Below are 26897 nucleotides of genomic sequence, written 5' to 3'. Positions count from 1 at the left end.
CTCCGAATCGTTGATTGTTGTATTAACTGTACAGCGAACAGCGCGGCGGCCTGCTTATTTTTAGCAGAAAACATTCCGTCGTACTATTTCTTGCTGTTCTTGCCGTAGCGAACTTCCTTTTCCCTGCCCCGCATTTTGGACATCGGCTTGGCCTTGGCCCGCGGCTTGTCCTTCTCGTCGTTGTCGAACGGATTGTCCGACGACTTGTACTGCACTCTCAGCGGCGTGCCCTGCAGTTTGAACACCTTGCGGAACGTATGTTCCAGATAACGGGTGTAACTGGCCGGTATATTGTCGAGCGCGTTGCCGTGCACGACGATAATCGGCGGGTTCTGGCCGCCTTGGTGCGCGTAGCGCATCTTCGGGCGGATCAGGCCCGCACGCGGCGGCTGCTGGCGTTCCAGCGCCACTTGCAGCACCCGCGTCAGCTTCGGCGTCGCCAGCTTGGCCATCGCCGCGCGGTAGGCCTCGTCGATGGACTTGAACAAGTCTGCCACACCGCGGCCTTCAATGGCCGAGATGTAATGAAACTTTGCGAAATCCAGGAAGTTCAGCTTGCGGGCGATCTCGCGGCGCACGTTTTCCTTCTGTTCGCCGTCCAGATTGTCCCACTTGTTGACCGCCACCACCAAGGCCCGGCCCGCTTCCAGCGCGAAGCCGGCGATGGTCGCGTCCTGCTCGGAAATGTCCAGCTGCGCGTCCAGCACCAGCACCGCGACGTTGGCGTCTTCGATCGCCTTCATCGTCTTGATGACGGAAAACTTCTCCAGCATCTCGTTGACCTTGGCGCGACGGCGCACGCCGGCGGTGTCGATGATGGTATAGGTATGGCCTTCTCGCTCAAAATCAATATAGATGCTGTCGCGAGTGGTGCCGGCCTGGTCGAAGGCGATCACCCGCTCTTCGCCGAGGATGGCGTTGACCAACGTCGACTTGCCGACATTGGGGCGGCCGATCACCGCGAACTTCGGGTGGCGGCTGTCCTCTTCCTCGACTTCGTCGGGGAAGCCTTCCAGCACCAGCTCCATCAGTTCGCGCACGCCGTCGCCGTGGGCGGCCGAGACCACCAGCGGCTCGCCCAGCGCCAGCTCATGGAACTCGGCGCCAGCGATCGCGTGCTTCATGCCCTCGGCCTTGTTGACGGCCAGGAACACCGGACGATCCAGCTGGCGCAGGCGGTTGGCGATGATCTTGTCCTGCGGCGTCAGACCGGCGCGGCCGTCGACCAGGAAGACCACGGCATCGGCCTCGTCGACGGCCTGCAGCGTCTGCTTGGCCATCTCGAACAGAATGCCTTCGTCGACCACCGGCTCGAAGCCGCCGGTATCGACCACCAGGTACGGTTTCTCGCCGACGCGGCCTTGGCCGTAGTGGCGGTCACGCGTCAGGCCCGGCTGGTCGGCGACCAGGGCGTCGCGGCTGCGGGTCAGCCGGTTGAAAAGGGTCGACTTGCCCACATTGGGGCGGCCGACCAGCGCTACGGTAGGTTTCATCTAAAACTGCTTATCCCAGATTCAGCATCGCCAGGCGGCCGTCCTGTCCCTGAATCAGGGCGGAGGAGCCAAGCGACACCGGTTGATTGACCGGCCCGGAGGTACCGATCTTGTTACGTCCGACAATGCTGCCGCTCTCGTTGGATAGCAGATGGGCGTAGCCTTCGCCATCCACTACCAGCACGAAGCGCCCAATCAGCGCGGGGCCGGAGACATTGCGGTACTTGAGGTCGTCGTTCTTCCAGACGTTGCGGCCGCTCTGACGGTCGTAAGCCCAGATCGAGCCGTCCTCGGCGGTGACGTAGACGTTGCGCGCGTCCAATGCCACGCCGCGGCTGGACGAGACTTCGCGCGCCCACTGCAGGCTGCCGCTGCGGGCGTCGAAGCAGGCCACGCGGCCCTGATAGGCCACCGCGCACACCTGGCTGCCGTCGAAGGCCGGCCGGCTGGTGACGTCGGTGACGCGCTCCAGCTCGGTGGCGCCGCGTGGCGTGGCGACCGCGCCCTGCCACAGCACGTTGCCGGTCAGCGGATTGACGATGTCGAGCCGGCCGCCGGCCTGCCCGACCATCACCGCCTCCTTGCCCACCGCCTGCATCGAGCCGTTGTTGCGCACGGTCAGCTGCGGCAGCACATTGGCCTGCGACCACTGCTGCTTGCCGTCGGTCAGGTTGAAGCCGGTCAGACGGGCGTCGTTGGTGCGCACGACGACGATGCCGCCGGCGATCTGCGGCGGCTCCAGCAGCAGGCTGGTCAGCGGCTGCTCCCACGCTATCTTGCCGCTGGCGCGGTCGACGGCCAGCAGCTTGGCGTCCTGCGTGCCGACCAGCACGGTGTCGCCGCTGACGGCGACGCCGCTGGCCAGCGCGCGCTTCAGCGCCACGTCGGCCTGCACGCGGCCGGACAGCGCGTCCACGCTGCGGATGCGGCCTTCGGCGTCGGCGGTCACCACATTGCCGTTGGCGTAAACCGGCAGGAAGCTGGCGGCCGGCGCCGCCTGGGACAAGGTCCACTTGACGTCCAGCGTCTGCAGCGGCTTGATCGTCGCGAGCGGCGTCGGCTGGAATTGGGAGGAACCCTCGAACCAGCTGGCGCAACCGGCCAGCAGCAGGGACGACATCATCGCGGTGAACAACAGATGGCGGCGCATTCGGTCAGCCTCCCAGCGCGTCGAGCTTGGTTTGCACCAGCTGGCGGTTCGGGCTTTCCTCCACCAGCTTGGCCAGGGCGGCCTTGTAGGCGTCGCGCGCGGCGGCGCTGTCGCCCTTGGCGACGAAGACGTCGCCCTTCAATTCGAGATACTGCGCGTCGAAGGCCGCCGGATGTTCCTGGCTCAGCTCGCCGATCGCGCCCTCGTACTTCTTCTGGTCCAGCAACAAGGAGGCCAGGCGCAGGCGCGCGATGGCCTGCAGCTCGACGTCGTTGCCGTTCTTCAGCACCCACTGCAGCTGGCTTTCGGCCAGCGCCGCGTCGTTCTTGTCGAAAGCGGCCTTGGCCAGCACCAGCGCGCCGCGGCTGGCGTAGACGGTGCCGGCGTATTCGCCCTGCAGCTGCTGGATCGCGGCCTTCAGCTTGGCGATGTCCTTGGCGGCCACCGCGTCGTCGACGGCCTCGTAGGCGACCGCGGCCTTCTCGGACTGCCCGCGCTGGTACATGCCGTAGGCCTTGTAGCCCAGATAGCCAAGACTGAGGGCCAGCACCGCGCCGCCGATCAGCTTGCCCCACTGTTGCCAGAATACCTTCAGAGAATCGATCTGTTCCTGTTCCTGCAAGTCGAACGCCATCGCGTTCCCCCTTCCTATCAAGCTTTCAGAGTGGCGAGGGTGGCCAGAACCGCATCGGCCGCCACGGTCTGCTGGGCGGCTTCGGCGCGCAGCGCCTTCACCACCACCTGACCGGCCTGGATTTCGTTTTCACCGACGATCAGCGCGAATTCGGCGCCGCTGGCATCGGCCTTTTTCATCTGCGACTTGAAGCTGCCTTCGCCCAGGTGCTGCACCACCGCGTAACCGGCGGCGCGCAGGCTTTGCGCCAGCTTCATCGAGTACAGGCCGGCGCCCTCGCCCTGGTTGACCAGGAAGACGTCGACGCTGCGCTGCGCCGGCAACAGGCCCTTGTCCTGCAGCAGCAGCAACACGCGCTCCATGCCCATGCCGAAACCGATGCCGGACGCGGCCTTGCCGCCCAGCTGCTCGATCAGGCCGTCGTAGCGGCCGCCGGCGCAGACGGTGCCCTGGGCGCCCAGCTCGCTGGTCACCCACTCGAACACCGAGCGGTTGTAGTAGTCGAGGCCGCGCACCAGGCGCGGATTCTCGATGTATTCGAGGCCCAGCGCGGCGATCATCGCCTTCCAGCCCTCGTAGTGGGCGCGCGACTCCTCGCCCAGGTAGTCGGACAGCTTGGGCGCGGCGTTGGCCATTTCCTGCAGCGCCGGGTTCTTGGTGTCCAGCACCCGCAACGGATTGCTGTGCATCCGGCGCTTGCCGTCCTCGTCCAGGATGTCGACGTGGCGTTCCAGATAGGCGATCAGCGCCTCGCGGTGGGCGGCGCGCTCCGCGGCGTTGCCCAGCGAGTTGATCTCCAGCCGCACGTACTGGCTGATGCCCAGCCGGCGCCACAGATCGGCGGTCATCGCGATGATTTCGGCGTCTATGTCCGGACCGGCGAGGCCCAGCGCCTCCACGCCCACCTGGTGGAACTGGCGGTAGCGGCCCTTCTGCGGGCGTTCGTGGCGGTACATCGGGCCCATGTACCACAGCTTGGGCGTGGCGTTGTACAGCAAATTGTGCTCTACCACCGCGCGCAGCGTGCCGGCGGTGCCTTCCGGGCGCAGCGTCAGGCTGTCGCCGTTTAGGCTGTCGATGAAGGTGTACATTTCCTTCTCGACAATGTCGGTCACCTCGCCGATGGAACGCACGAACAGCGGCGTGCCCTCGACGATGGGGGTGCGGATGTTCTGATAGCCGTAGTCGGCCAGCAGCTTGCGCAGCACCTCTTCAAAGTATTCCCACTGGTAGGATTCGGCCGGCAGCACATCGTTCATGCCTTTGACCGCTTGGTATTTCTGAGCCATTGCTATCTTCTTGTATCCGCTGAATTCTGTTTTCGTCAGACCTTCGCCGACGGGATAGGCCGGATCGGGATGGTGCGGCTGCCGCCGTCCTCGCGGCGCTTGGCGCCGCCCTCGCCGTAACGGGTCTTGACGTAGTTGTCGACGATGGCGGTGAACTCAGCCGGGATGTTGTCGCCCTTCAGCGTCACATCCTTCTGGCCGTCGACATAGACCGGCGCCACCGGCACTTCGCCGGTGCCCGGCAGCGAGATGCCGATGTCGGCCAGCTTCGACTCGCCGGGTCCGTTGACCACGCAGCCCATCACCGCGACCTTCATGTCCTCCACGCCCGGATACTGCAACCGCCAGATCGGCATCTGCTCGCGCAGATAGCTCTGAATATGGTCGGCCAGCTCCTGGAAGAAGGTGCTGGTGGTGCGGCCGCAGCCCGGACAGGCGGTGACCAGCGGCGTGAAGCTGCGCAGGCCCATGGTCTGCAGCAGCTCCTGCGCGACGACCACTTCCTTGGTGCGCGCCTCGCCCGGCTGCGGCGTCAGCGAGATCCGTATCGTGTCGCCTATGCCTTCCTGCAGCAATACCGCCAGCGCGGCGCTGGAGGCGACGATGCCCTTGCTGCCCATACCGGCCTCGGTCAGGCCCAGGTGCAGCGGGTAGTCGCAACGACCGCCCAGCTCGCGGTAGACGCTGATCAGGTCCTGCACATTGCTGACCTTGCACGACAGGATGATGTTGTCCGGCGACAGGCCGATCTCCACCGCCTTCTCGGCCGACTCCAGCGCCGACACGATCAGCGCCTCCTGCATCAGCTTGGGCAGCGGCAACGGGGCCTGGGCGCGGTTGTTGGCGTCCATCATCCGCGCCAGCAGCGCCTGATCCAGACTGCCCCAGTTGACGCCGATGCGCACCGCCTTGTCGTATTCCATCGCGGTGCGGATCATGAAGGCGAACTTGTCGTCGCCCTTCGCGCCCTTGCCGACATTGCCCGGATTGATCCGGTACTTGGCCAGCGCCTTCGCGCAGTCCGGAAACTCCTTCAGCAGGCGGTCGCCGTTGAAGTGGAAGTCGCCGACCAGCGGCACCTCGCAGCCCAGATCGTCGAGACGCTGGCGGATTTCCGCCACGCGCGCCGCCGCCTCCGGCGAGTTGACGGTGATGCGCACCACCTCGGAGCCGGCTTCGGCCAGCTGGTACACCTGCTCGGCGGTGGCCGCCGCGTCGGCGGTGTCGGTATTGGTCATAGACTGGACCATCACCGGCGCGGCCGATCCCACCAAAACATGTCCCACCCGCACCAGGCGGGTGGAACGGCGCGCGATGTTCACGCTATCCATTCGCTACCCTGCATCACTTGAGTTGAATCTTGGCGGTGGTGCCGCGAATCTTGTCGGAGAGGTCCACCGGCTTGCCGTTGTAGCTCAACTCGACCTGATCGGCGTTGCCGACCACCACCTTGAATGGCGCCGCGCCGGTCACCTCGGTCGAATCGCCCGGCTGCAGCACCTTGTAGATCAGCCTGCGGCCATTGGCGTCCTGCACCGAGACCCAGGCCGCATCCTTGACGTTGACGCTGACGCGATCGGAGCCCAGGGCCTGCGGCGCGCTGGCCGGCTGCGCCTTGAGCAGCTTGGCCGGCGCGCTGGCCGTCGGTTTGACCGCGGCCAGGGCAGCCGACGCCGCCGGCTTGGGCGTTGTCGCGGCAATCGTCGGCGCGGAGGCCGGCTTGGCGGCCAGGACCGCCTTCGCCGGCGTCGAAGCCGCCGCGCTGGCCACCGGCGCGGACGACTGTTCGGTCAGCATCGGCGCCAGTTCATTCGCCGCGCGTTCGGCCGCGGCCTTGATCGGCGAATCGTCGCGATTGACGTACCAGTAACCGCCGCCGGCCAGCCCCGCGACAAGCAGCAACAGCAGCGCCCATTTGCCGCCATCGCCGGAAGACGCCTCCTCTTCCTCCTCGTCCGGCTCCTCGGCATGCTCGCGCGCCGCCGTGCCCTTGACCAAGTTGGCCACATCATTGACCGCGGAAGGGAAATGTTGTTCCAGAGCTTGCATCAGCGGCGCCGGATCGACTTCCAGAAAACGGGCGTAATTACGGACGAAGCCGCGGACGAAGGTCGCGCCGGGCAAGGCGGCGAAATCGTCGCGCTCTATCGCCTCAAGCTGCCTCATCGACAGCTTCAGCCTGTCGGCCACTTCCCCCAGGCCCAGGCCGGCCTCCTCGCGAGCGGCCCGCAAACGGGCGCCGATGCCGCCTGGCGCCGACGCGTCGTGATGTTCGATTTTTTCTTCCATCCTCAGCTTCCACTCAACAGCAGTTGTGTTTCTCTAGAGTCCGGATACCGGTTCTTCAGCGCGTTCTCGCATTCCCGCTCCAGCGCGCCGTCGCCGGTCTTTCGGGCGATTCTGGCTCCCAGCCACCAGTCGGGCGCGTCCAGGCCGTCCGAGCCGCGGTGCAGGCGGGCGAAATAAAACGCGGCCAGCTTGGCGTTACCGAGTCCCAGATGCATCTCGGCCAGCTCGCGCAGCGCCGGCGCGAAGTCCGGGGCCGCGCGCAAGGCGCTCAGCAAATAGTCGTTGGCCTGGTCGGTCTGCCCCAGCTTGGCGCTGCAGCGCCCCAGGTTCAGATAGGCCGACTGCGGCGAATCATACAATGGATTGGCCAGCGCCTTCTGGAACAGCGCCAGCGAATCCTGGACCCGTCCGTGCTCGCACAGGAACAGGCCGTAATTATTATTGGCTTCCGGGCTGGCCGGATCCAGACGCAGGGCCTGCTGAAAATCGCTCTCGGCCTGGCCGTCCTGCCTCAGCAAGCCGAGCACGTAGGCGCGGGTGACATAGCCGGTCACATAGGACGAGTCGGCCGCCACCGCCTGGTTGGCATTGTCCAGCGCCGCCTTCAGATTGCCTATCTTGGCGTATTCGACGGCCAGCTGACTGCGCACCCTGGCCAATTCGTGCGGATTGCTCGCCGCCACGGCGGGGGCGGCGATGCCAAATGCCAACAGCCATCCAGCCAACCACCCCCGCCATGACGTCATAGTTTTCTATCCTCGATGATCTGCGTCCACTTGGCCTGGCGCCGCGTCTTGTCCTGCACCTGGCCGGCAAGCTGGCCGCAGGCCGCGTCGATATCGTCGCCGCGGGTCTTGCGCACGGTCACCACGTATCCTTGTTCTTGCAGAATTTCACGGAAAATGCGAATCGCGTTGTTGCTGGAGCGATCATAACCCGAGTTAGGGAACGGGTTGAACGGAATCAGATTGAACTTGCACGGCACGTCCCTGACCAATTCCAGCAGCTGGCGAGCATGTTCCGGCCTATCGTTGACCCCGTCAAGCATCACATATTCAAAGGTGATGAAATCTCGCGGCGCCTTTTCCAGATAGCGGCTACAGGCGGCCATCAGCTCCGACAACGGATATTTCTTGTTGATCGGCACGATCACGTCGCGGATCGCGTCGTTCGGCGCATGCAGCGACACCGCCAGCGCCACCGGGCATTCCTCGCGCAGCCGGTCCATCTGCGGCACCAGGCCGGAGGTCGACAGCGTCACGCGGCGGCGGGACAGGCCGTAACCGTGGTCGTCCAGCATGATCTGCATCGCGCTGACCACATTGTCGAAATTGGCCAGCGGCTCGCCCATGCCCATCATCACCACATTGGACACGACGCGTTCGTTCTTCGGCGTCACGCCCATCGCCTTGTTCGCCCACCACAGCTGGCCGATGATCTCGGCGGTGGACAAGTTGCGATTGAATCCCTGGCGGCCGGTGGAGCAGAACGTGCACTCCAGCGCGCAACCCACCTGGGATGACACGCACAAGGTGCCGCGCTCGTCTTCCGGAATGAACACGGTTTCCACACCGTTGCCGGTGCCGACGTCGAGCAGCCACTTGCGGGTGCCATCACTGGACTCCTGCCCGGTCATCAGCGACGGCACGCCCACCTCGGCGCGCTCGTGCAGCTTGGCGCGCAGGCTCTTGGCGAGGTCGGTCATCGCGTCGAAATCGTCTTCGGCCATCTGGTGCATCCAGCGCATCACCTGCTTGGCGCGGAAGGGCTTCTCGCCCATCTCGGCAAAGTGCTGCGTCAGCTGGTCCAGATTGAAGTCGAGCAGGTTGGTTTTCATGCAATCCTCAACAGGCAAAAGAGGCCGCCGGCAGCGGCGACCTCCGGTCATTCAACTACAGCGGCAATCAGCGGGAGCTGATTTCCGAAGCGGCGAAGAAGTAGGCCACTTCGATGGCAGCGTTTTCAACGCTGTCGGAACCGTGAACGGCATTGGCGTCGATCGACTCGGCGAAATCGGCGCGGATGGTGCCGGCTTCAGCCTTCTTCGGATCGGTGGCGCCCATCAGTTCGCGGTTCTTCAGCACGGCGTTCTCGCCTTCCAGCGCCTGGATCATCACCGGGCCGGAAACCATGAAGTCGACCAGATCCTTGAAGAACGGGCGCTCTTTGTGCACGGCATAGAAGCCTTCGGCTTCGGCGCGGGACAGTTGCTTCATCTTGGCGGCAACGATCTTCAGGCCGGCGGATTCGAAACGATCGTAAATTTTGCCGATTACGTTCTTCGCTACGGCATCCGGCTTCACGATGGACAAGGTACGTTCAATTGCCATATAAATTCTCCCTAACGACAAGACAAGTGGCTAAACTTGAGTATTATGCGGCCACTCGGGTTACCCAATTCTGACGAACCCGATATTTTAGCAGTGTTTTCAAACACGTGCTGCACATTCCACTCAGGCACCATGCGCGAACAAAACCAACAGCAGACGCCGGCCGACGGCGGCGAAGAATCCGACCTCAACAGCAAGCTGAAAAAGCGGCTCTGGTTCGCCGGCGGCCTGGTTGCCGTCGCGCTGGCCGCGATCCCGCTGATGGACGCGCTGACCAAGCCGAAGCAGGAGATGAGCAGCGACGCGCAAAGTCCGAGCTCCGGCAAGATCATCAAGCCGGCCGCCGCGCCGGACACCGCCGCGACCGCCCCCGCGCCGCAGGCCGCCAGCGCGCCGACGGTCCAGAGCAGCGCGCCCGCCGCCGACACCGCCAGCCACGCGCCGGCGACCCCGGCCGCGAACAGCCCGCAGACGCCGGACCTGAGCAAGACGCCGGCGATAGCCAATCAACAGGCGGCGACCCGCCAGGCAGCCGGCGAACGCGCCAGCCACGGCCCGGCGCCCGCCAAGACGAATCCGCCGGCGCACCAGGCGCAGGCCAGAGCCGCAACACCGCCCACATCGACCGCGCCGGGCGGCAACACCGCTCCGGCGCCCGCAGCCGCCAATACGACGCCGACCGTCGCGCCGACCGTCACCGCCAATAGCGCGCCGGCAGCGAGCGCGGCCCCGCCCGCTCCGGCCAAGGCGGAACCGGCCGGCAGCTCGGTCGGCTACCAGGTGCAGCTGGGCCTGTTCTCCAGCATAGGCAATGCGCAGAAACTGGTTCGCGATCTGCAGAAACACGGCATCGCCGCCCACACCGTCACCCGCGTGCAACTCGGACCGTTCAAGAACCGCGCCGAAGCGGACGAGGCGATGAAGAAACTGCGCGAGCTCGGCTACTCGCCGCTGCTGGCCGCCGGCCAATAGCAAAACGGGGCCCCCGCAGGGACCCCGTTGCCGCGACCGCGCCGGCAGCCGCAATGAAAAAGCCCCGGATTTTCATCCGGGGCTTTTCGTAATTCCTGGCAGGCGGTACAGGGCTCGAACCTGTGACCCTCGGAATCAAAATCCGATGCTCTACCAACTGAGCTAACCGCCAACATCGCCTATCTGGATTCGCGATTTGCATCGCTCGTCACAGAGAGACGAACTATACCGTGCGGCATTCTTCCTGACAAGACTTTTTTAAAAAATTCTGCGGCCGATCGCCAAGCCCGGGCAAGCCGGATATCAACGCCGGCGGCGACTCAGGCGCGCTTCCGGATAAAAACCGAAATCACAGCCCACCCAATCCGGAAGAGGTAACGCGAACACCGGTAAAGGGCGGCGGATTCAACCATTCGCGGGCACCGTCGCCGCAAATACCGCCCAAAAGAAAACTTTCCACAATTAACGATTTGATTCAAATAGTTACAGCAATAAAGCCATCGCTTCGCCTCCCGCGACTTCTCATACGGCGCCCATCGCCTTCGCAAGGCGGATGAATATGAAAAACCGCCGCGGAGAAAAGAATACCTCCGGCCAATCGACGCGCGGCCTTCTGAAAGATAATCCGGTCCGATGATCAAATACTGCCGGGCGATAATGGGCAAGCAGCGCCCAGCCGCCCGAATCCGCCGCGCCAAAGAACGGATGCCGCGATTACCGACGGCCGGCCCGCGTCACGCAGACCGGCCTCCCGAATCAGCGCGCGGCCCGCCGCGCCTCTTCCGCCGCCAGCTTGCGCTGGGCCTGCCTATCCCCGCTCTGGGCCTCCTTGGCGGTTTGCGTGGCCGTTTCCGCCAGCTCCTGCAAGGCCCGGGCCGCGCTGCTGATGGTGACCTTTTCCTGCGCCACCGGCTGGGCGGGTTGAGCTTGCGTCTGCGGTTGCGGCGCGGCTGCGGGCGCGGCGTCTGCTGTCAATGCGGTCTGCGGGACCTGGGCGGAAACCGAGGCGATCATCATGGTGTGTCTCCCGAAAGGATTCGAACGCGAAACGCGCAATGCGGGACGCACGCCCAGCATCATGCCATTGCAACTTAGCAGGCCAGACTTAGCCGGAACTTAGCGGCCAGAAATCATCGCCCGCGCGTCAAATCCCGCGCGCCGCCGGCATGCTGACCGACACCCGCAGACCGGACTGGCCGGCCTCGTCGCGGAAGGACAGGCTGACCCGCGCGCCGATCCGCTCGGCGATGGTGCGCACGATGGACAAGCCCAGCCCAGCCCCCTGCTCTCCGCTTCCCAGGCTGCGATAGAAAGGGTCGAACACCCGCTCCCACTCGTCGCGGGGGATGCCGGGGCCGGTATCGTCTATCGTCAACAACACCCGCCCGTCCGCCGCGCCGACGGCCAGATCCACCCGGCCGCCCGCCGGCGTGTAGCGGATCGCGTTGTCCGCCAGATTCCTCAGCAGCGTGAACAGATCCAGCTCGGCCGCCCACACCCAGGCATCGCTCCCGCCCTCGACGCCGATGTCGATATGCCTGGCCTCCGCCAGCGGCATCAAATCCTCCAGTACCCGGCGATACACCTCCGTGACAGACACCGCGGACGGCGCCGCCGTCGCCGATTGCGCCCGGGCCAGCGCCAGCAGCTGGTCCAGCAAATTGCGCCCGCGCGCGATGCCGCCGCGCAACACGGACAAGCGCTCCCGCGCCGCCTCGGACATCTCGGCGTCGGCCAGGCGTTCCGCCTGCAGCGACAAGGCGGTCAGCGGCGAGCGCAACTCGTGGGCAGCATCCGCGACAAAGCGCCGCTGCGCCCGCATCGACTGCGCGACGCGCTCCAGCAGGCGATTGATGGCCAACACGAAAGGCTTGATCTCCATCGGCAGGCCATCCGGGTCCAGCGGATGCAGCTGCTGCTCCGCGCGCTGGTCCACTTCGCGGGACAGCTCGGCGATGGGCCGGAACATGCCCCGCACCAGCTTGGCCACCATCAGCAACAGCAACGGAACCAGCAACAGGAAAGGCATCACCGTGCGCAGCGCGCCGTCCCGGGCGAGTTCGTCGCGAAAGCCGGCCTCCTGCGCGACGGCGATCCGCTGCCCGTCCTTCATCGTCCGCACCAGCACGCGGAAGCTCTCGCCATTGGTCTCCACCGTCTGCAAACCGTCCGGCAGGGATTTCTCCAGCCTCAGCACGCCGCCGGCGTCGACCCCGGGCGCCGCCGGCCTCCAGCTTCCCAGCCGCTGCACGATCACCCTGGACTCCTCGTTTCCGCCCTGGGCGCCACCTTCGGGAAAATCGGCCGGCAGCCGCTCCCTGTCCAGCAGCGCGGCCACCTGGCGCAGCACGTCGTCCTGGAATTCATGCGCCTCGTCGAGCGCGGACGCAAAGGAAAACACCCCGGCCACCACGCCGAACAGCAGGATGGCCACGGTCAGCGCGAACGACAGCCTCAGTTGCACCGACTCGCTCAAGCGCCTTTTGAAACCATCCATCCCGCCCCCCTGACATTCTTGATCACGTCGCTTCCCAGCTTGCGGCGCAGCGAATGGATCAGAAACTCGACCGCGTTGCTTTCCACCTCTTCGCCCCAGCCATAGATGCGGTCCTCCAGACTGCCGCGCGACAGGATGGCGCCCGGGCGCATCAACAGCGCGTGCAACAGGGAGAATTCGCGATTGGACAGCTGGACCGGCTCGCCGCCGGCGACCGTCGCCATACGCGTGGCCGGGTCCAGCGACACCTTGCCGTTGCCCAGTAGCGGCGCCGCGCTGCCGCCCTTGCGCCGGAGCACCGCGCGCATGCGCGCCAGCAGCTCCGCCATCTCGAACGGCTTGACCAGGTAGTCGTCCGCGCCGCCGTCCAGCGCGCGCAAGCGGTCGTCCAGACCGTCGCGGGCGGTGATGACCAACAGCGGAATCGCGTCGCCGCCGGCGCGGATGGCGGCCAGCACCGACTGGCCATCCCTGCCCGGCAGGCCTAGATCGAGCAAGACCAGATCATAGTGCTGGCATCCCCGCGCCGTCAGCGCGGAACGCCCGTCCCGCACCCAATCGACGGCCTGCCCCTCGTCGCGCAGCGCGGCCTGGACCGCCTCGCCTATCATCGGATCGTCCTCGATCAGCAATACCCTCATCCCCCTCCTCCGCGTTTTCCCACCGCAGGCTTGTTCCCGCTCAAGCGCCTCTCTGGCCGCCATCGAAAGCCCGCAGCAAATCCGCCGTCGCCGCCTTGCAGTCGGCCGGATCGGGCGCATCGGCCCTCAGCGCTTCCAGCGCGCTGGTCTATCGCCTTGTCCAGCATATGCCAATCCTGGGCCGACCTCGGCTTCAATCCGGCCTCCGCCGCATCCCAGGCCAGTTCCAGATCCTTGATCCGCGCCTTCGCCGCCGGCAAGTTCCCCTTGCCGACAATGCCGGCCACATCGGCGGCGATGCGGCGGAAGGCGCTCAGATCGCCCAGACGGGAGGCCTGCGCGTGAACCGCTGGCGCGGCCGCAGCCTTGCCGGCGCCGCCCTGCCTGGAACACCCAGCCGCCCCAGCCAACAGAACGATGGACGCGGCAAGCATGGCCGTCCGTCCGAAAGAGTGAGAGTGTTGCATGATCGCTCCTGGGAAAATGAAAGACCTCATTCGGCGGCCGCGGCGGCTTTGCGGCCGGACCACCCCATCTGCGCGGCGGCCACCAGGACGGCGATCACCAACAGGAACAAGCCGCTGGTCCACATCGCCCCGATACCGATGCCGCCATAAGCCTTGGCCTGGGTCAGCCAGTCGCCCAGCGCCGCGCCGAAAGGCCGGGTCAGGATGTAGGCCAGCCAGAACGTCAGCACCGCGTTGCCCCCCATGCGCCAGGCGGCGCAGGCCGCGGCGATCAAGGCGCCGAACACCAGCGCGCCCAGCGTGAAGCCCAGTCCAAGCGCCTCGGTCGCCAGATCGCCGGCCGCCGTCCCCAGCGCGAAGGTGCACAGGATGGCCGTCCAATAGAAACCCTCCCGCCTCGGCGTGCAGACATCGCGAATGGACAGCGTGCGCTCCATCCGGTGCCAGACGATGAAGATCGCCGCCAGCGCGGCGGCGAAGGCGGCGGTGCTGGCATACAGGCTGACGCCCAGCCCGTCGCTCAGCCAATCGGTGATCTGGGTGCCCACCACGCTCACCAGCACCACGGTGAGCCAGTACAGCCACGGGACGCAGCGACGGGTCCGCAACTGTGCGAACAGAGCCGCCGCCAGGCACGCGCCCATCAGCGCCCGCGTCGCGCCCTGCCCCCAGCCGGCGTCGACGGCGAGGAAGTCCGCTCCGGTTTCGCCGACGGTGGTGGAAAGAATCTTGATGATCCAGAAGGTCAGCGCAACCTCCGGCACCTTGTTCAGCCATCGCGCCGGCTCGGCGGCGGGAAGCGTGTTCATCGCATTCTCCTTTCAATTGTTCCCGCGCCGCTCAGGCGCGCAGCCATCCGGCGACGATGAGCCTGCCGAACAACAAACGGCGGGCGCGCAGCGCGAGACGGTATATCGGTTCCAGATGCGGCTGATGCTGCGGCCCGGCCAGCCAGGCGGCTGCCAACGCCGTCGCGGCGGCGCCCGCCATGTCGAACGGAAAGTGGACGCCCAGATAAATGCGCGCCCAGGCCATGGCCAGGCCCAGCGCGGCCAGCGCATAACCGACGCGGCGGCAGTCCAGCCGCAGCAGCAGGCTGAAGGCGGCGGACCACCACAGGGTCAGGTGGTCGCTGGGGAAGGAGGAATCGGCGGCATGCGGAATCAGCGTATGCCCAAGCCCGATCATGAATGGCCGCGGATGTGGCCAGGCCAGGCCGATCAACTGATTGAGCAGCAAGCCGGCCAGTCCGGCCATCGCCGCCGCCAGCGCCGCCTTGCGGGCGGACTCGCCGCCGCGCAGCCAGGCCAGTCCGATCCCGGCGGGAATCGCCCAGATCAGGCCTTCGGCGCAGAACATTGCCAGATACAATATCGCCGGCGCCGGATGCGCGGGCGCGTTCAAGCTGGCGAACAGCGCGAAATTCAGGCCCTTCAGCGCGCTCCCCAGGCCGATGAGGCCGTCAATCGCGCTCATCGCGGTCCATCCTCTCCTCCCGGGGCGCCAGCACCACGCCCTTGTCGGGATCGACACTGACATCGAAGGTCTTGCCGCCGCGGGCCACCTCCACCGCATACGCCCAGCCGAGGTCGGCGCGTTCGCTCTCCGCTCGGACCGCCCTGCCATTCACATGCCGCTCGGCGATCGCGATCGCCTGGGTCAGCGGAATCCTGACTTGGGAAACGGCCAGCGCATCGTTTCTGGCGCCGCTCCTCGCGGCATAGGCGGCCGCGCCGCAGGTGAAGACGATGATGGCCAGCAGAGACAGTTTGGAATAACGGTACATATCGAACCCCCGAATGACGCGCCAAGCGCATGGCACGGAGAGTACGGGGACAAACTTAGCGTAGGCTTAGAGCCCGATCGCGATCTTTATTCAGGCGCCTCGAGGCCGCCCCTGCGGATGCGGGGCGCAAAGAACAACCCATCCCCGGCGTCATTCACGATCAGGGACATTGTGGCGCGATGCAAATCGCGTGGCGAGAAGGCAGTGTTGGCGGTTGGCTCAGCTGGTAGAGCATCGGATTTTGATTCCGAGGATCACAGGTTCGGGCCCCGTACCGCCTGCCAGAATACCCAAGCAAAAGGCCCGTTCATTAGAACGGGCCTTTTGCTTTTTCCGTCGGCGAGTATTTTGCTTGGGGGATTTGGCGCGCTGTCCGCTGCCGCGCCTGTCTGATTGCTGCGGCCCGTCCTTTCGGCGGCGGAATTTCCGTCTCTTGCTCTCTTTCGTCCAACCATCATTCCCGATGCCGCATCCTAACCGAGCCCATGGCCTGGTCCTTCATTGTCGCAGCGTTTTCATAAAGTATGTCCGGCAGTGGTTTATATTGCTGTCTCAAACAAGCTCTGAATCATTTTCCATTCTCCATCCCAATTGGTGGAACTGCCCCCTCCCCCCCTGAGTGTTCTTGAACCGGATTTCAACTGGTCTGCGCGCTCGGCGCATGCGGGCGAGCATTTCAATGCTATGCCGTTTTAGCTTCTGCCGGAGCGTGATTGCCTGCGCCTTGACGGAGCCGGGTCCTGTTCGGATTGCTCTGATATATCCGAACTGATGGGGCGGCTGGAATTTGGCTGTGGCCCTATTCAGTCCAGGGTGGTTGCGGGCTATGCGCAGCTTCACTGCCAAAGCGTGTTCCGGAGCGCGCTGCGGCATGTCTGGGAGGGATGGGCTGCTTTATCGGATGCAATAGATGTGCTGATTTGGCAATTCATTCGTTTTGATTGATGATCTGTTGAGCGTGATTGGAGAGCGATATGTTGACTTCGTTGCCTGACTCCGCCTTTGTTAGATTCGATCAGGCGAATCCTGAGGCTGGTGCGCGAAAGTGGCAGTATGATTTGGGAACGGTAGACTGGGATGGAGAATATATAATAAAAGGGCCGGGAATGCAGCTGGCCGTTGATAAATCAAAAATATATATTACCTCGGTCATGTCGCGGCGGCTGACCGCAATAGATGCCGCTGAGGGGCGGGAGATTTGGAGTAGATTTAATATACAGCCTTACTTCGATTCCATTTTGGCGGTCGATGATCACGGCGATATTTATTCCAGTTATATTGTTGCGGAAAAAGTCATCAGTGATGACGAGATTGTAAAAGTGCTTGCCAAACTTGACGCTGGCGTCGGCGAAAAATGGAGTCTATCTTTCTCTCAGCTATCACCTGCCACCGGTAATGAAGCGCATATGATCAATATGGGGCATGGTGTGATTTTATCCGCTGGCGTGCTGTATATTTCACACAACGATATAGATGGCGGACATGTTTATGCCTTAAGGCAGGATACGGGAGAGATTCTGTGGCGCTGGAGCCGAAGCGGGATTGCGATCCGTCATCTGTGCATGGGGCGCAATGGCTTGCTCTATTTTCCCTATGCGGTCTTTGGCGATGAGAAAACCTATAAGAATGGCGTAATCGGCTTGAAGGTTGATAGCGGTGTCGAGGCGGCGTTCGCCGAAAATCCTGTCGGCAGCAGCTACCGCCGACTGACCATCGCGCGCAATGGCACAATGTTTGCAACGGTTGAGCATGACAGTCCGGGCTCCTCGACGGAGCGTCTGGTACCAGGCAATCAAATCGATATTCTGGAAATGGGCGTCGACGGGGGCTATCGAAAAGCCAGGGATATCAGGCTGCCGGATAGCCAGCTGGGCATCTTGTCCACGGTGATTATCGGTGAGCGGGGGGTGATCTTTGTCGCCGGGGGCAAGGCGCGGAATGTCGAGGGTGAGGAGGCGCTTGCCACTACGCTCTACGCGATAGACAGCCAGACCGGGAGCGTGAAGTGGCGATATGCCGTTGACGGACTGATGGCGGGGGCGCCGGTTCTAACCGCCGGGGGCAGCATTTATTTCAGCCTGCTGTCCAATGCTTATCATGTGGCCGGCAAGGCTGCCCCTTATGACTTGCTGCGTACGCCGCAGCTGCATGCGATCTCGGCGTCGACCGGGGAGCCGTCGTGGCGGGTTTCGCTGCCGCCGACCGCTGCCGTGATTTCGACTCTCGCTCGCCAGGGGCGGGCCGCCTGGGCGGTGACGGCCCCGCAGCTTGGGGCGGACGGCACCGTTTATCTCGGTTTTGTCACCGTGCATGAGGAGGGCGGCAACAGCGCTTTGCGGCATCATGTCGCGGCTTTCAGCGCCAAGGAGCCTCTCGCCAAATCCGACTGGCCGTGCGAGTTCGGCAACTCTCGAAATACCGGCTTGGCTGAATAGGGTGGATGTCGACCACTCCGATTCGGCATGCGGGAATGCGCAAACCCCGGACGGAAGTCCGGGGTTTTTCTTGTTCGGCGCGGCTTTATTGCCCGCCGGCGGCCAGCAGCCGTGGCTGGCGCCGCGCGGGCGGCCTGCCGATTGGCTATCGCCGGCGTTTTGCTCAGACCCGGCGTCAGCGGGCTGGCGATCTGCTTGTCGGTGCCGGACACCGGCAAGCGGGACCGCCCGGCGATATTCAAGCAGCCGCTGAATTAAAATATGGATTTATATGAATCAGGCAGGAGGGAATTCGCCCGCATCATTAAAGATGAAATTCCATAGAAAAAGGGTTGCAAGCTATTAATCCGGCAGTCAAATACCGTACAGAAAGCTCATGCCGCGTAGCGGATTTTTTCATGCCGGAAGTACGACCGGATTCTGGCCGGCTGCTTCTGCAATGAGCGTAAATGGGACAGCACTTTCCCTTGAAGTTGACCGTCTGATCGAACCGGCTCACCTGCGCTCATTCTGGCCTTCAGGTCGCCGTTCAAGTATTCATCCGGGTTCAGTTCCGGTGAGTAGCTGGGCAGGAAGAACAACTCAATCGCCTTCTTGTTCTCTTCCTCCTCCAACCATGCTTGCACCAGCTTGCTGTGATGCACGCGCAAGTTGTCGAGGATCAAGAACACCTTCTTGCCGCCAGCATCACGGATCAGCCGCATCAGAAACTTGATCAGCACCCGGGCCGTCAAGGTCTCCCGGTACAGCATGAAGCGCATCTTGCCTTGGTTGGTAATGGCCGAAATCAAGTTGATGCGCGCTCTTTTCGATTGGGATAACACCAGAACTGGGGTTTGGCCTTTTGGGGCGTAGCCACGCGGAAAGTGCTCAACACTCGACACCGCCGATTCGTCGCCCCAGCTGATTTCAGCCATTTCCGCTTTGGCACGCGCGACGATAGCCGGGTATTCCTCCTTGAGCCATTTCTCGACTGCTGCCGGTCGCTGCTCATAAGCGCGTTTGAGCGGGCGCTGCGGCGTAAAGCCCCAGCGGGCCAAGTACAGACGGACAGTACGGATCGGCAGATCGATCAGAAACATCTGCTTGATTACAGCCTTGACCGCCTGAGCACTCCACAGGGCAAACCTCAGCTTCATCTGGTCTGGCGTGCGATCCACGATGTCCTGCTTGATCCGGGCTTCCTGCGCCTCGGTCAGCCGACGGCCGGTGCCTTCGGCGCGACCGCGCTTCTGTTCTTTGAATCCCTGCGCACCTAGTGCTGCCTCACGCACCACCCAGGCGGAAATGGTGGGGCGGCGCAGCCCGAGTTCTTCGGCAATACTGGCTTGAGACCGGCCTCGCTTGTACATCCGGATAGCGGTACGCCTCAGCTGCTCACGGGCGGCCAGTTCAAGCTTGCGCACATCGATTTTTTCCATGCCGGAAGTATACAATCTGTACGGATTATTACTGCCGAATTAATAAATAAGCCGCAACCCTTTGATTCTAATGGTGCCGGTAAGAGGAGTCGAACCCCCGACCTTCGCATTACGAATGCGCTGCTCTACCAACTGAGCTATACCGGCAAACCAAACCGTTAAAAAAGCCCTGATTCTCTTCAATCTGAAAATCAAGGCTTTTTGAATCTGGTCGGAGTGAGAGGATTCGAACCTCCGGCCTCTACGTCCCGAACGTAGCGCTCTACCAGGCTAAGCTACACTCCGATTTTAACTTCAATCCCGACTTGCGTCGAGGTAGCTAATGTACCTCGAATCTGATTTTCTGACAAGCTTTAATTCATTCAACTGGTCGGAGTGAGAGGATTCGAACCTCCGGCCTCTACGTCCCGAACGTAGCGCTCTACCAGGCTAAGCTACACTCCGACGACCGGCTAAATTGCTTGTCTGAAAAACTGCTGCTGTCCCGCTTGCTGCGGTACAATCAACGGCTTCAGAGGACGCGCATTATGGAACAAATATGTGGTTTAGGCAACTATCTTTTTATCGTTTGAGCGCGGAAAGCCTGGTCGACGCCGATAAGCTGCTGCAGGCATTGGAAAAGCGCCCGTTTCAACCGTGCATGGGCCTGGATTGGTTCAGCGAAGGCTGGGTGCCGCCGGCCGGACACCTGGACGCGCCGGTCTACGCCGGACGCGGCAGCCTGATGGTTTCAATGCGGCGCGAGGACAAGGTGCTGCCGGCTTCGGTGATCCGCGACTTCGTCGAGATGAAGGTGCAGGAGATCGAAGACAAGGAGCTGCGCAAGGTCGGCCGCAAGGAGAAACTGGCGCTGAAGGAACAGGTCACCGATGACCTGCTGCCTCGCGCCTTCGTCCGCAGCGGCCGCACCAGCGCCTATCTGGACATCCAGCGCGGCTGGCTGATGGTGGACTCCGGCTCGTCCAGCAAGGCCGAGGCGCTGGTCTCCAAGCTGCGCGAGGCGCTGCCGCCGTTTCCGGCCGCGCTGCCGAGAACCAAGCTGGCCCCGCATACCGCGATGACCGACTGGCTGGCAGCCGGCGAAGCGCCGGGCGGCTTCGAACTGGACGCAGACTGCGAACTGAAGGATGGCAGCGAGAACGGCGCAGTGGTGCGCTGCAGCCGCATAGACCTGACCAGCGACGAGATTCGCCAGCACATCGCCACCGGCAAGCAGGCCACCAAGCTGGGCCTGATCTGGAACGAGAAGATCCGCTTCCAGCTGACCGACACGCTGCAGCTCAAGCGCATACAGTTCCTCGATGTGCTGCAGGACGAGGCCAGCCAGTCAGGCGACGACCGCGACAGCCTGTTCGAGGCGACCTTCCTGCTGATGAGCGAGGAGCTGGGAGAACTGGTGGAAGCGCTGGTGGAAGCGCTGGGCGGTCTCGAGGACGGCCAGGCTGAACCGGCTCAGCCGGCTCCGGTGGCCGCTCCGGCCACCCCGTCCGCAGCGCCCGCCGCCGCCGGCGACTCCGCCGTCGACGTGCCCTGGGACTGAACAGCGTCCCGTCCGATGCAAAACCCGGCCCCGCCGGGTTTTTTTTACGCCCGCGCGGCGCGTCCCGATAACAAAAAAACTATCGATTAAAAACAATCAATTTAACAAAACTATATCAATCATCGATACTGTCGCCATCGAGACGCCGGAGACGATGCAATGAAGCAAAACTGGAGCCATGCCGTGCTGGAGATGCTGGCCGCCTTCGCCTGGCTGCAATGAACCGCGGGCGATTCGCGTCGCGATCTGACGTCCCGACAAGATCGCTCTTGATTTAAATGATAATCATTATCATTATTATGGTGGAGACACCGCTATGAGAATCGCCATGCAAACCGTCAGCCCCTTCCCTTCGCGCCGGCAACCCGGCAAAGCCAAACCCTCCCGCCGCGGCTGGCGCAGGGCGCTGGGCATCGTCATTTTCTGCGCCGGTTGCCTGCTGTGGCTAAGCAACGGCCTGGACGCGCCGTCGCCGCAGACCGGCGGTCACAGCGGCTCGATTGTTAAATGACAGGAAATAATAAAGTGAGAAGACCGGTGTTTTTTTAAGCGATACGCCGGCGTAAGCTGTTGCCATCCCCCTATCGCAGGCAACAGATCATGAGTTCCCGACAAGCCGCGCTGTTCATTTCCCATGGCGCCCCGACGCTGCCGATAGAAGACAGCCCCACCCGCCACTTCCTGGAAAGGCTGGGCCGCGACTGGCCGCGCCCCCGCGCCATCGTCATCGTCTCCGCCCATTGGGAAACCCCCGCCCTGACCGTCAATCTACAGGCGCGCCCCGACACGCTGTACGACTTCGGCGGCTTTCCGCCAGTATTGCGCACGCTGCGCTATCCGGCCGTCACCGATGCGGCGCTGGCCGAACGCGTGGCCGGCCTGATCGCCGACGCCGGCCTGCCGCTGGCCACCACCGCGGAGCGGCCGCTGGACCATGGCATGTGGACGCCGCTGTTGCTGATGTTCCCGCAGGCCGACATCCCGCTGGTGATGGTCTCGCTGCATCACAGGGCCGGCGCGGCCGAGCATTACGCGCTGGGCCGGGCCCTGCGGCCGCTGCGCGACGACAATGTGCTGGTGATCGGCAGCGGCAGTTATACCCACAATCTGTGGGAGCTGAGCCCGGAAGGCAGCACGCCGGCGCCGTGGGCGGCCGGCTTCGCCCGTTGGATGGACAGCGCGCTGCTGGAAAACCGCCGCGACGACATCGTGCACTGGCAGCAGCGCGCGCCCTACCCGCGCGAGAACCATCCGAGCGACGAGCACTTCCAGCCGCTGCTGGTGACGCTGGGTGCCGCCGACGACGACGCGACGCCGGTCAAGCTGCACGACGACTGGCGCATGGGCTCGCTGTCGATGGCGTGTTGGCGCTTCGACTGACGAAACTTACCCGCCTCCGCGGAGGCCAAAGAAAATGCCCGGCCGAAGCCGGGCATGCTGGCGATGGCGACAAGCGCTTATATTTGCGCCTGCTGATAGTTCTCCACGCCCATCAGATCGATCAGCTTCATCTGCTGCTCCAGCCAGTGCGCGTGATCGTTCTCGGTTTCCTCCAACAGCACCATCAGCGCGTCGCGGGTCACGTAGTCGCGCACGCTTTCGCTGTGGGCGATCACTTCCTTCAGCAAGGCGCCGACGCGGTATTCCACTTCCAGATCGGCCTTCAGCATCGCCGGCACGTCCTCGCCCACCTTGATCGGCACGCGGCGCGCCACGTTCGGACAGCCCTGCAGGAACAGCGTGCGGGCGATCAGCGTGCGCGCGTGCTCCAGTTCGTCCTCGCGCTCGTGGTCGATGCGCTCGAACAACTTGTTCAGCCCCATGTCCTTGTACATCTCGGCATGGATGAAGTACTGGTCGGCGGCTGACAGCTCTTCGGCCAAGAGGTCGTTGAGCAGCGCTATGGTCTTGGGATCGCCCTTCATGTTTTTATCCTGTCGTTCCGGGTCATACAAGCCGTCATTCTAGGCGTTCAGCGCAGCAGATGCACGCCCTGGTAGAAAACGAAGGACAGCGCCCAGGCCAGCAGCACCGACCAGACCGCCGACATCGCGGCGAAGCGCCAGCTCTTCGATTCCCGGCGCATCGCCGCCACCGTGGACAGGCAGGGCACATACACCAGCGTGAAGATCAGGAAGCTCATCGCCGACGCCCAGTCCAGATGCTGGACCAGCGCGCCGCCCAGACCGGCCTCGGACACGCCGTAGATCACCGCCAGGCTGCCCAGCAGGATTTCCTTGGCGACGAAGCCGAACAGCAGCGCCACCGCCAGCTCGGCGCGTATGCCTATCGGATCCAGCACCGGGGACAGCGCCTCGCCCAGCGCGTAGGCCAATGTCTTGCCGTCACCGGCCGGAATGTGGGTCAGCAGCCAGACCATCACCACGCCGGCCAGGATGAAGGTGGAGGCCAGCCGCAAAAAGGCGCCCACCTCCCCCGTCGCCCGCGTCAGCATGTGGCGCGCGCCCGGCAACCGGTACGGCGGCACCTCCAGCAGAAAGGCCTCGCCGCCGCGGTAGCGGCGCTTGAACACCCAGGCGGTGATGATGGCGGCGACGAAAGTCATCAGGTACAGGCCGGACACCACCCACGGCGCCTGGCTTCTGCTGAACAGGATCCCGGCGAAGAACACCACCACCTGCAGCCGCGCCGAGCATAGCGAAAACGGAATCACCAGCATGGTCAGCAAGCGCTGATTGCGCTCGCGCATCACCCGGGTGCCCATGATGGCCGGCACATTGCAGCCGAAACCCATCAGCTGCATCACGAAGCCGCGGCCGTCCAGCCCCAGCTTCGCCATCATCGCATCGGTCAGGAAGGCGGCGCGCGCCAGGTAGCCGCTGTCCTCCACCATCGCCATCAGCACGAAGAACACGAACAATATCGGCGCGAAGGTCAGCACCGTCGCCACGCCCTGCCACACGCCATCGAGCAGCAGACTCTGCAGAATGGCCGGCAGCGGGGACACCATGGTCGCCAGCGCATGATCCTTCAGCCAGTCCAGGCCGCCGCCGACGGCATCCTGCAGCGGCGTGCCGATCTGGTAGGTGAGATTGAAAAGCAGCGCCATGAAGGCGAAGAACAGCGGCAGGCCCAGCCACGGGTGCAGCAGCCAGCGGTCCGCTTTCTCGGTCAGCAGCGTCGGCAACACCGACGGCAAGCGCCAGCACCCGTCCAGCGTGCCGCGGGCGAGATCGATCGCCCGCCGCGACTCCGGAACATTGTCCAAGCGCGCCTGGACCGCCGAAGCCGGCCGCGCGGCCAGCCGGTTCAATTCCTCGTTCAGCCTGGGCCAGCCCTCCATCCGCTTGGCCGACACCAGCGCCACCGGCGCGCCCAGCCGCTCGGCCAGCGCCTCCGCATCGACGGAAATGCCCAGCAAGCGGGCCTCGTCGGCCATGTTCAGCGCCACCAGGCAGGGCAGGCCGCTGGCGATCAGCTGCAGCGCCAGCGGCAGCTGGCGGTCCAGCTGGCTGGCGTTCAACACCAGCACCGCGCCGTCGAAGGGCATAGACAGCAGCACGTCGCGCACCACCGCCTCGTCGTCGGTATAGCCGGTCAGATCGTGGACGCCGGGCAGGTCGATCAGTTCCACCATCCTGCCGCCCAGCAGCAGCCGCGCGCTGATCAACTCCACGGTCAGCCCGGGCCAGTTGCCTACCCGCTGCGACATGCCGGTCAGGCGGTTGAACAGAGTGGACTTGCCGGTATTGGGCAGGCCGATCAGGGCGAAGCGCTTCATGCCGCCGCCCTCACCCGGATATGCCGGGCCAGGCTGCGGCGCAGCAGAAAACGGGTGGCGCCGACCTCCAGCAGCAACGGGCCGCCCCAGGGCGCGGCGCGGCGCAGGCGAAAGCGGCTACCCGGCGCCAGGCCGAAAGCCGCCACGCGACGGAACGATTCGTCGCCCAGCTCCAGCCGGTCCACGATGCCGCAGGCGCCGACCGGGAATCCATCCAATGACTGCATAGACAGGCCCATCAATGCGAATAGTTTGCATTAGTATATCGAAGCGCCTCCCGGACGGATGCGGCATATCGCCGCAATCCGCGGTCGGCTTGACCCCGGTCAAACCGGCGCGGCGTCCCCGCCCCGCGGATATCAGCCACCCGACATGACGCTAAGCGGGTAAAATCGCGAACATCGCACAATCGACACAACGGGCCTACGACCATGAGCATCAAATCGGACAAGTGGATACGCCGGATGGCGGACAAGGAAGGCATGATCGAGCCGTTCGAGCCCAATCAGGTGAAAATGGCGGCCGACGGCCAGAAGCTGATCTCCTACGGCACCTCCAGCTACGGCTACGATATCCGCTGCGCCGACGAATTCAAGGTGTTCACCAATATCAACAGCACCATCGTCGATCCTAAGAGTTTCGACCCCAATTCCTTCGTCGAAGTCTCCGGCAAGGGCTATTGCATCATTCCGCCGAACAGCTTCGCGCTGGCGCGCACCGTCGAGTACTTCCGCATCCCGCGCAGCGTGCTGACCGTGTGCCTGGGGAAATCCACCTATGCCCGCTGCGGCATCATCGTCAACGTCACCCCGTTCGAACCGGAATGGGAAGGCTATGTGACGCTGGAGTTCTCCAACACCACGCCGCTGCCGGCCAAGATCTACGCCAACGAGGGCGTGGCCCAGGTGCTGTTCTTCGAGTCCGACGAGGTGTGCGACGTGTCGTACAAGGACCGCGCCGGCAAGTATCAGGGCCAGGTCGGCGTCACGCTGCCGCGTCCCTGAGCGCGCCGCGCCCGAACAAAAAAGGATGGCCCCGGCCATCCTTTTTTGCGTGCGCCGCATGCAAAAGCCGCTCGCATTTTTCGACATCTGTTCTAGGATAAACAAAGGGTTAGCCGACATCCCGGTTGTGCCGGCCCTTTGCACAGCAAGCTGTTTCTTCTTGGGGCGTCGCGGTTCCCCCTTGCCGCTGCGCCCCCTTTTTATGTCCACTCGCTTGCCAGCCGGCAACGCTCCCGCCATCATCGACGCTCCACCATCCCCACCTCTCTCATGAGCATCTACAACTTTTCCTTCCGCCGCCTCGACGGCGACGAGCAGACGATGGACGCCTATCGCGGCCAGGTGCTGCTGCTGGTCAATACCGCCAGCCGCTGCGGCTTCACCCCGCAATACGCCGGACTGGAGGCGCTGCACCGCCGCTTCGGCCCGCAGGGACTGACGGTGATCGGTTTTCCATGCAACCAGTTCGGCGCGCAGGAGCCGGGCTCCGCCGGAGAAATCGGCGCCTTCTGTCAGCGCAACTACGGCGTGGGCTTCGACATGGCAGACAAGATAGACGTCAACGGCGCCGGCACGCATCCGCTGTGGCGTTATCTGAAACAGCAGAGGCGCGGCCTGCTGGGTCGATCGATACGCTGGAACTTCAGCAAATTCCTGGTCGACCGCGACGGCCGGGTGGTCGCGCGCTTCGCGCCGCTGACTCGGCCCGAGAAACTGGCCGAGCGAATCGCCGGACTGCTGGCGCAATGAAAAGAGCCGGGCAAGCCCGGCTCTTTCGCCGCCGTCGCGGCGGCAGACGGGGCCTCGCCCCGGTTCACGCGCACGAATCGATATGACGCCTGGCGCCGACCGCCAAACGATCCAGATCGTCGTCTAGATGCTCCTGGATGTCGACCAGCGCCGCACGCAGCACCGCCGCCGCCAGTTCGGCCTGGTCCCCATTGAATACCTGGGCCAGCACCCGCAACTCGCGGCAGGCGGCGATATCCAGCGGCACTTCCAGCGTGCGCACCGTCGTCAGCGTCAGCACGGCCGCCACATCGGGGCCGCCGGCGCGCTGCCCTTCCAGTTCCGTCAGCAAGGTCTTCAAGGCCAATCCCATTCAGTCCTCCCTGTCGCGTCGCCATATTCCCGGGCAAGCCCGGTTCCGGCCGATTGATCAAGCCGCCTCGCCGGTCGACCGTACGCCGGCGGGCGGTCCCGCCCT

28 protein-coding genes and 3 tRNA genes are annotated in these 26897 nt (G+C 64.0%); 7 read left to right on the top strand and 24 right to left on the bottom strand.

Translation table 11 applies throughout. The features are described from left to right. Nucleotides 1-83 precede the first annotated feature (83 nt). The 9 genes from der to ndk form a co-directional block, all read right to left on the bottom strand. Entirely contained in the window at nucleotides 84-1493 is a 1410-nt protein-coding gene (gene der / locus CXB49_RS03740) for a ribosome biogenesis GTPase Der (protein ID WP_101707145.1), read from the bottom strand. Between the two features lie 10 nt (nucleotides 1494-1503). Continuing rightward, entirely contained in the window at nucleotides 1504-2643 is a 1140-nt protein-coding gene (bamB, locus tag CXB49_RS03735) for an outer membrane protein assembly factor BamB (RefSeq protein WP_101707144.1), read from the bottom strand. Between the two features lie 4 nt (nucleotides 2644-2647). After that, nucleotides 2648-3277, bottom strand: a complete 630-nt coding sequence (locus tag CXB49_RS03730; RefSeq protein ID WP_101707143.1) for a tetratricopeptide repeat protein — start codon at nucleotides 3275-3277, stop codon at nucleotides 2648-2650. Between the two features lie 17 nt (nucleotides 3278-3294). Further along, nucleotides 3295-4566: a histidine--tRNA ligase gene (gene hisS, locus CXB49_RS03725; RefSeq protein ID WP_101707142.1), complete on the bottom strand. Its 1272-nt coding sequence runs from the start codon at nucleotides 4564-4566 to the stop codon at nucleotides 3295-3297. A 35-nt stretch (nucleotides 4567-4601) separates the two neighbouring features. Continuing rightward, nucleotides 4602-5897 carry a flavodoxin-dependent (E)-4-hydroxy-3-methylbut-2-enyl-diphosphate synthase gene (ispG, locus tag CXB49_RS03720; protein WP_101707141.1) on the bottom strand — a complete coding sequence of 432 codons (1296 nt, stop codon included), beginning with the start codon at nucleotides 5895-5897 and terminating at the stop codon, nucleotides 4602-4604. A gap of 13 nt (nucleotides 5898-5910) precedes the next feature. Further along, nucleotides 5911-6855: a helix-turn-helix domain-containing protein gene (locus CXB49_RS03715; RefSeq protein ID WP_101707140.1), complete on the bottom strand. Its 945-nt coding sequence runs from the start codon at nucleotides 6853-6855 to the stop codon at nucleotides 5911-5913. Between the two features lie 2 nt (nucleotides 6856-6857). Further along, nucleotides 6858-7565, bottom strand: a complete 708-nt coding sequence (gene pilW / locus CXB49_RS03710; protein ID WP_101707139.1) for a type IV pilus biogenesis/stability protein PilW — start codon at nucleotides 7563-7565, stop codon at nucleotides 6858-6860. Between the two features lie 32 nt (nucleotides 7566-7597). Beyond that, nucleotides 7598-8692, bottom strand: coding sequence for a 23S rRNA (adenine(2503)-C(2))-methyltransferase RlmN (rlmN, locus tag CXB49_RS03705; protein WP_101707138.1), 1095 nt, complete (start codon nucleotides 8690-8692; stop codon nucleotides 7598-7600). Between the two features lie 67 nt (nucleotides 8693-8759). Next, entirely contained in the window at nucleotides 8760-9185 is a 426-nt protein-coding gene (gene ndk / locus CXB49_RS03700; protein ID WP_011137089.1) for a nucleoside-diphosphate kinase, read from the bottom strand. A gap of 132 nt (nucleotides 9186-9317) precedes the next feature. Between ndk and CXB49_RS03695 the strand changes: the two genes are divergently transcribed. After that, nucleotides 9318-10157, top strand: a complete 840-nt coding sequence (locus CXB49_RS03695) for an SPOR domain-containing protein (protein ID WP_101707137.1) — start codon at nucleotides 9318-9320, stop codon at nucleotides 10155-10157. A gap of 756 nt (nucleotides 10158-10913) precedes the next feature. On the opposite strand, the gene CXB49_RS03685 is transcribed toward CXB49_RS03695, so the two are convergent. From CXB49_RS03685 to CXB49_RS03655, 7 genes are all read right to left on the bottom strand, one after another. Next, a complete protein-coding gene (locus CXB49_RS03685) occupies nucleotides 10914-11174 on the bottom strand; it encodes a hypothetical protein (protein ID WP_158300604.1) in 261 nt (86 codons plus the stop codon). 127 nt (nucleotides 11175-11301) lie between these two features. Then, complete coding sequence (locus CXB49_RS03680; RefSeq protein WP_101707136.1) at nucleotides 11302-12654, bottom strand: HAMP domain-containing sensor histidine kinase; 1353 nt, start codon at nucleotides 12652-12654, stop codon at nucleotides 11302-11304. Further along, on the bottom strand, nucleotides 12630-13295 hold the full coding sequence (locus CXB49_RS03675; RefSeq protein WP_101707135.1) for a response regulator transcription factor: 666 nt from the start codon (nucleotides 13293-13295) through the stop codon (nucleotides 12630-12632). Before CXB49_RS03675 ends, CXB49_RS03680 begins: the two co-directional genes overlap by 25 nt. After that, nucleotides 13292-13762, bottom strand: a complete 471-nt coding sequence (locus tag CXB49_RS03670) for a hypothetical protein (protein WP_199406777.1) — start codon at nucleotides 13760-13762, stop codon at nucleotides 13292-13294. Before CXB49_RS03670 ends, CXB49_RS03675 begins: the two co-directional genes overlap by 4 nt. Nucleotides 13763-13788: 26 nt before the next feature. Then, nucleotides 13789-14571, bottom strand: a complete 783-nt coding sequence (locus CXB49_RS03665; protein WP_101707134.1) for a hypothetical protein — start codon at nucleotides 14569-14571, stop codon at nucleotides 13789-13791. 31 nt (nucleotides 14572-14602) lie between these two features. Then, nucleotides 14603-15238 (bottom strand): undecaprenyl-diphosphatase, encoded by a 636-nt coding sequence (locus CXB49_RS03660; protein WP_101707133.1) that lies wholly within the window; start codon nucleotides 15236-15238, stop codon nucleotides 14603-14605. Next, complete coding sequence (locus CXB49_RS03655) at nucleotides 15225-15548, bottom strand: PepSY domain-containing protein (protein ID WP_101707132.1); 324 nt, start codon at nucleotides 15546-15548, stop codon at nucleotides 15225-15227. The genes CXB49_RS03660 and CXB49_RS03655 overlap by 14 nt, the downstream gene beginning before the upstream one ends. A 974-nt stretch (nucleotides 15549-16522) precedes the next feature. On the opposite strand from CXB49_RS03655, the gene CXB49_RS03645 reads away from it, so the two are divergent. After that, nucleotides 16523-17983 carry a PQQ-binding-like beta-propeller repeat protein gene (locus tag CXB49_RS03645; RefSeq protein WP_101707131.1) on the top strand — a complete coding sequence of 487 codons (1461 nt, stop codon included), beginning with the start codon at nucleotides 16523-16525 and terminating at the stop codon, nucleotides 17981-17983. Nucleotides 17984-18357: 374 nt separating this feature from the next. On the opposite strand, the gene CXB49_RS03640 is transcribed toward CXB49_RS03645, so the two are convergent. The 4 genes from CXB49_RS03640 to CXB49_RS03625 form a co-directional block, all read right to left on the bottom strand. Further along, on the bottom strand, nucleotides 18358-19404 hold the full coding sequence (locus CXB49_RS03640) for an IS630 family transposase (RefSeq protein ID WP_101706528.1): 1047 nt from the start codon (nucleotides 19402-19404) through the stop codon (nucleotides 18358-18360). Nucleotides 19405-19475: 71 nt separating this feature from the next. Next, nucleotides 19476-19551, bottom strand: a tRNA-Thr gene (locus CXB49_RS03635). Nucleotides 19552-19612: 61 nt separating this feature from the next. Then, a tRNA-Pro gene (locus tag CXB49_RS03630) sits at nucleotides 19613-19689 on the bottom strand. An 82-nt stretch (nucleotides 19690-19771) separates the two neighbouring features. Further along, nucleotides 19772-19848: transfer RNA gene (locus CXB49_RS03625), tRNA-Pro, on the bottom strand. Between the two features lie 94 nt (nucleotides 19849-19942). Here CXB49_RS03625 and CXB49_RS03620 point away from each other — a divergent pair. The 3 genes from CXB49_RS03620 (at nucleotide 19943) to CXB49_RS03610 (ending at nucleotide 22324) form a co-directional block, all read left to right on the top strand. Beyond that, on the top strand, nucleotides 19943-20944 hold the full coding sequence (locus CXB49_RS03620; RefSeq protein WP_101707130.1) for a recombination-associated protein RdgC: 1002 nt from the start codon (nucleotides 19943-19945) through the stop codon (nucleotides 20942-20944). A gap of 328 nt (nucleotides 20945-21272) precedes the next feature. Beyond that, complete coding sequence (locus CXB49_RS03615; protein WP_101707129.1) at nucleotides 21273-21455, top strand: hypothetical protein; 183 nt, start codon at nucleotides 21273-21275, stop codon at nucleotides 21453-21455. 89 nt (nucleotides 21456-21544) lie between these two features. Next, complete coding sequence (locus CXB49_RS03610; protein ID WP_101707128.1) at nucleotides 21545-22324, top strand: class III extradiol ring-cleavage dioxygenase; 780 nt, start codon at nucleotides 21545-21547, stop codon at nucleotides 22322-22324. Nucleotides 22325-22401: 77 nt separating this feature from the next. Here the strand turns inward: CXB49_RS03610 and bfr are convergent, their stop codons facing one another. Genes bfr through CXB49_RS03595 form a run of 3 tightly spaced genes read right to left on the bottom strand, consistent with a single transcriptional unit; the run spans nucleotide 22402 to nucleotide 24913 of the window. Beyond that, entirely contained in the window at nucleotides 22402-22869 is a 468-nt protein-coding gene (bfr, locus tag CXB49_RS03605) for a bacterioferritin (protein ID WP_101707127.1), read from the bottom strand. A 47-nt stretch (nucleotides 22870-22916) separates the two neighbouring features. Next, the gene (gene feoB, locus CXB49_RS03600) at nucleotides 22917-24686 is read right to left on the bottom strand and encodes a ferrous iron transport protein B (protein WP_101707126.1); all 1770 of its coding nucleotides are present in this window, start codon (nucleotides 24684-24686) and stop codon (nucleotides 22917-22919) included. Next, a complete protein-coding gene (locus CXB49_RS03595) occupies nucleotides 24683-24913 on the bottom strand; it encodes a FeoA family protein (protein WP_101710589.1) in 231 nt (76 codons plus the stop codon). The genes feoB and CXB49_RS03595 overlap by 4 nt, the downstream gene beginning before the upstream one ends. Nucleotides 24914-25117: 204 nt before the next feature. Here CXB49_RS03595 and dcd point away from each other — a divergent pair, with 204 nt between their 5' ends. Both dcd and CXB49_RS03585 read left to right on the top strand, forming a co-directional pair. Beyond that, complete coding sequence (gene dcd / locus CXB49_RS03590) at nucleotides 25118-25690, top strand: dCTP deaminase (protein ID WP_101707125.1); 573 nt, start codon at nucleotides 25118-25120, stop codon at nucleotides 25688-25690. A gap of 270 nt (nucleotides 25691-25960) precedes the next feature. Continuing rightward, nucleotides 25961-26440 carry a glutathione peroxidase gene (locus tag CXB49_RS03585; protein ID WP_101707124.1) on the top strand — a complete coding sequence of 160 codons (480 nt, stop codon included), beginning with the start codon at nucleotides 25961-25963 and terminating at the stop codon, nucleotides 26438-26440. Between the two features lie 64 nt (nucleotides 26441-26504). Here CXB49_RS03585 and CXB49_RS03580 read toward each other — a convergent pair whose 3' ends face one another. Beyond that, the gene (locus CXB49_RS03580) at nucleotides 26505-26792 is read right to left on the bottom strand and encodes a hypothetical protein (RefSeq protein ID WP_101707123.1); all 288 of its coding nucleotides are present in this window, start codon (nucleotides 26790-26792) and stop codon (nucleotides 26505-26507) included. Between the last annotated feature and the right edge of the window lie 105 nt (nucleotides 26793-26897).

This window comes from Chromobacterium sp. ATCC 53434, assembly GCF_002848345.1.
GTDB lineage: Bacteria > Pseudomonadota > Gammaproteobacteria > Burkholderiales > Chromobacteriaceae > Chromobacterium.
Note: the sequence above shows the minus strand (reverse complement) of the source record. Positions and strands in the feature narration are given on the sequence as shown.

What these genes read in the sequence shown, in the direction of transcription:
- feoB (WP_101707126.1), bottom strand. Translation starts at nt 24,686, where the DNA reads ATGAAGCGCTTCGCCCTGATCGGCCTGCCCAATACCGGCAAGTCCACT.
- CXB49_RS03665 (WP_101707134.1), bottom strand. Translation starts at nt 14,571, where the DNA reads ATGAACACGCTTCCCGCCGCCGAGCCGGCGCGATGGCTGAACAAGGTG.
- CXB49_RS03620 (WP_101707130.1), top strand. Translation starts at nt 19,943, where the DNA reads ATGTGGTTTAGGCAACTATCTTTTTATCGTTTGAGCGCGGAAAGCCTG.
- CXB49_RS03685 (WP_158300604.1), bottom strand. Translation starts at nt 11,174, where the DNA reads ATGATGATCGCCTCGGTTTCCGCCCAGGTCCCGCAGACCGCATTGACA.
- bamB (WP_101707144.1), bottom strand. Translation starts at nt 2,643, where the DNA reads ATGCGCCGCCATCTGTTGTTCACCGCGATGATGTCGTCCCTGCTGCTG.
- CXB49_RS03580 (WP_101707123.1), bottom strand. Translation starts at nt 26,792, where the DNA reads ATGGGATTGGCCTTGAAGACCTTGCTGACGGAACTGGAAGGGCAGCGC.
- CXB49_RS03675 (WP_101707135.1), bottom strand. Translation starts at nt 13,295, where the DNA reads ATGAGGGTATTGCTGATCGAGGACGATCCGATGATAGGCGAGGCGGTC.
- CXB49_RS03695 (WP_101707137.1), top strand. Translation starts at nt 9,318, where the DNA reads ATGCGCGAACAAAACCAACAGCAGACGCCGGCCGACGGCGGCGAAGAA.
- der (WP_101707145.1), bottom strand. Translation starts at nt 1,493, where the DNA reads ATGAAACCTACCGTAGCGCTGGTCGGCCGCCCCAATGTGGGCAAGTCG.
- CXB49_RS03655 (WP_101707132.1), bottom strand. Translation starts at nt 15,548, where the DNA reads ATGTACCGTTATTCCAAACTGTCTCTGCTGGCCATCATCGTCTTCACC.
- CXB49_RS03660 (WP_101707133.1), bottom strand. Translation starts at nt 15,238, where the DNA reads ATGAGCGCGATTGACGGCCTCATCGGCCTGGGGAGCGCGCTGAAGGGC.
- CXB49_RS03680 (WP_101707136.1), bottom strand. Translation starts at nt 12,654, where the DNA reads ATGGATGGTTTCAAAAGGCGCTTGAGCGAGTCGGTGCAACTGAGGCTG.
- CXB49_RS03615 (WP_101707129.1), top strand. Translation starts at nt 21,273, where the DNA reads ATGCAAACCGTCAGCCCCTTCCCTTCGCGCCGGCAACCCGGCAAAGCC.
- ispG (WP_101707141.1), bottom strand. Translation starts at nt 5,897, where the DNA reads ATGGATAGCGTGAACATCGCGCGCCGTTCCACCCGCCTGGTGCGGGTG.
- CXB49_RS03585 (WP_101707124.1), top strand. Translation starts at nt 25,961, where the DNA reads ATGAGCATCTACAACTTTTCCTTCCGCCGCCTCGACGGCGACGAGCAG.
- CXB49_RS03730 (WP_101707143.1), bottom strand. Translation starts at nt 3,277, where the DNA reads ATGGCGTTCGACTTGCAGGAACAGGAACAGATCGATTCTCTGAAGGTA.
- rlmN (WP_101707138.1), bottom strand. Translation starts at nt 8,692, where the DNA reads ATGAAAACCAACCTGCTCGACTTCAATCTGGACCAGCTGACGCAGCAC.
- hisS (WP_101707142.1), bottom strand. Translation starts at nt 4,566, where the DNA reads ATGGCTCAGAAATACCAAGCGGTCAAAGGCATGAACGATGTGCTGCCG.
- ndk (WP_011137089.1), bottom strand. Translation starts at nt 9,185, where the DNA reads ATGGCAATTGAACGTACCTTGTCCATCGTGAAGCCGGATGCCGTAGCG.
- CXB49_RS03645 (WP_101707131.1), top strand. Translation starts at nt 16,523, where the DNA reads ATGTTGACTTCGTTGCCTGACTCCGCCTTTGTTAGATTCGATCAGGCG.
- bfr (WP_101707127.1), bottom strand. Translation starts at nt 22,869, where the DNA reads ATGAAGGGCGATCCCAAGACCATAGCGCTGCTCAACGACCTCTTGGCC.
- CXB49_RS03670 (WP_199406777.1), bottom strand. Translation starts at nt 13,762, where the DNA reads ATGCAACACTCTCACTCTTTCGGACGGACGGCCATGCTTGCCGCGTCC.
- CXB49_RS03610 (WP_101707128.1), top strand. Translation starts at nt 21,545, where the DNA reads ATGAGTTCCCGACAAGCCGCGCTGTTCATTTCCCATGGCGCCCCGACG.
- dcd (WP_101707125.1), top strand. Translation starts at nt 25,118, where the DNA reads ATGAGCATCAAATCGGACAAGTGGATACGCCGGATGGCGGACAAGGAA.
- CXB49_RS03715 (WP_101707140.1), bottom strand. Translation starts at nt 6,855, where the DNA reads ATGGAAGAAAAAATCGAACATCACGACGCGTCGGCGCCAGGCGGCATC.
- CXB49_RS03640 (WP_101706528.1), bottom strand. Translation starts at nt 19,404, where the DNA reads ATGGAAAAAATCGATGTGCGCAAGCTTGAACTGGCCGCCCGTGAGCAG.
- CXB49_RS03595 (WP_101710589.1), bottom strand. Translation starts at nt 24,913, where the DNA reads ATGCAGTCATTGGATGGATTCCCGGTCGGCGCCTGCGGCATCGTGGAC.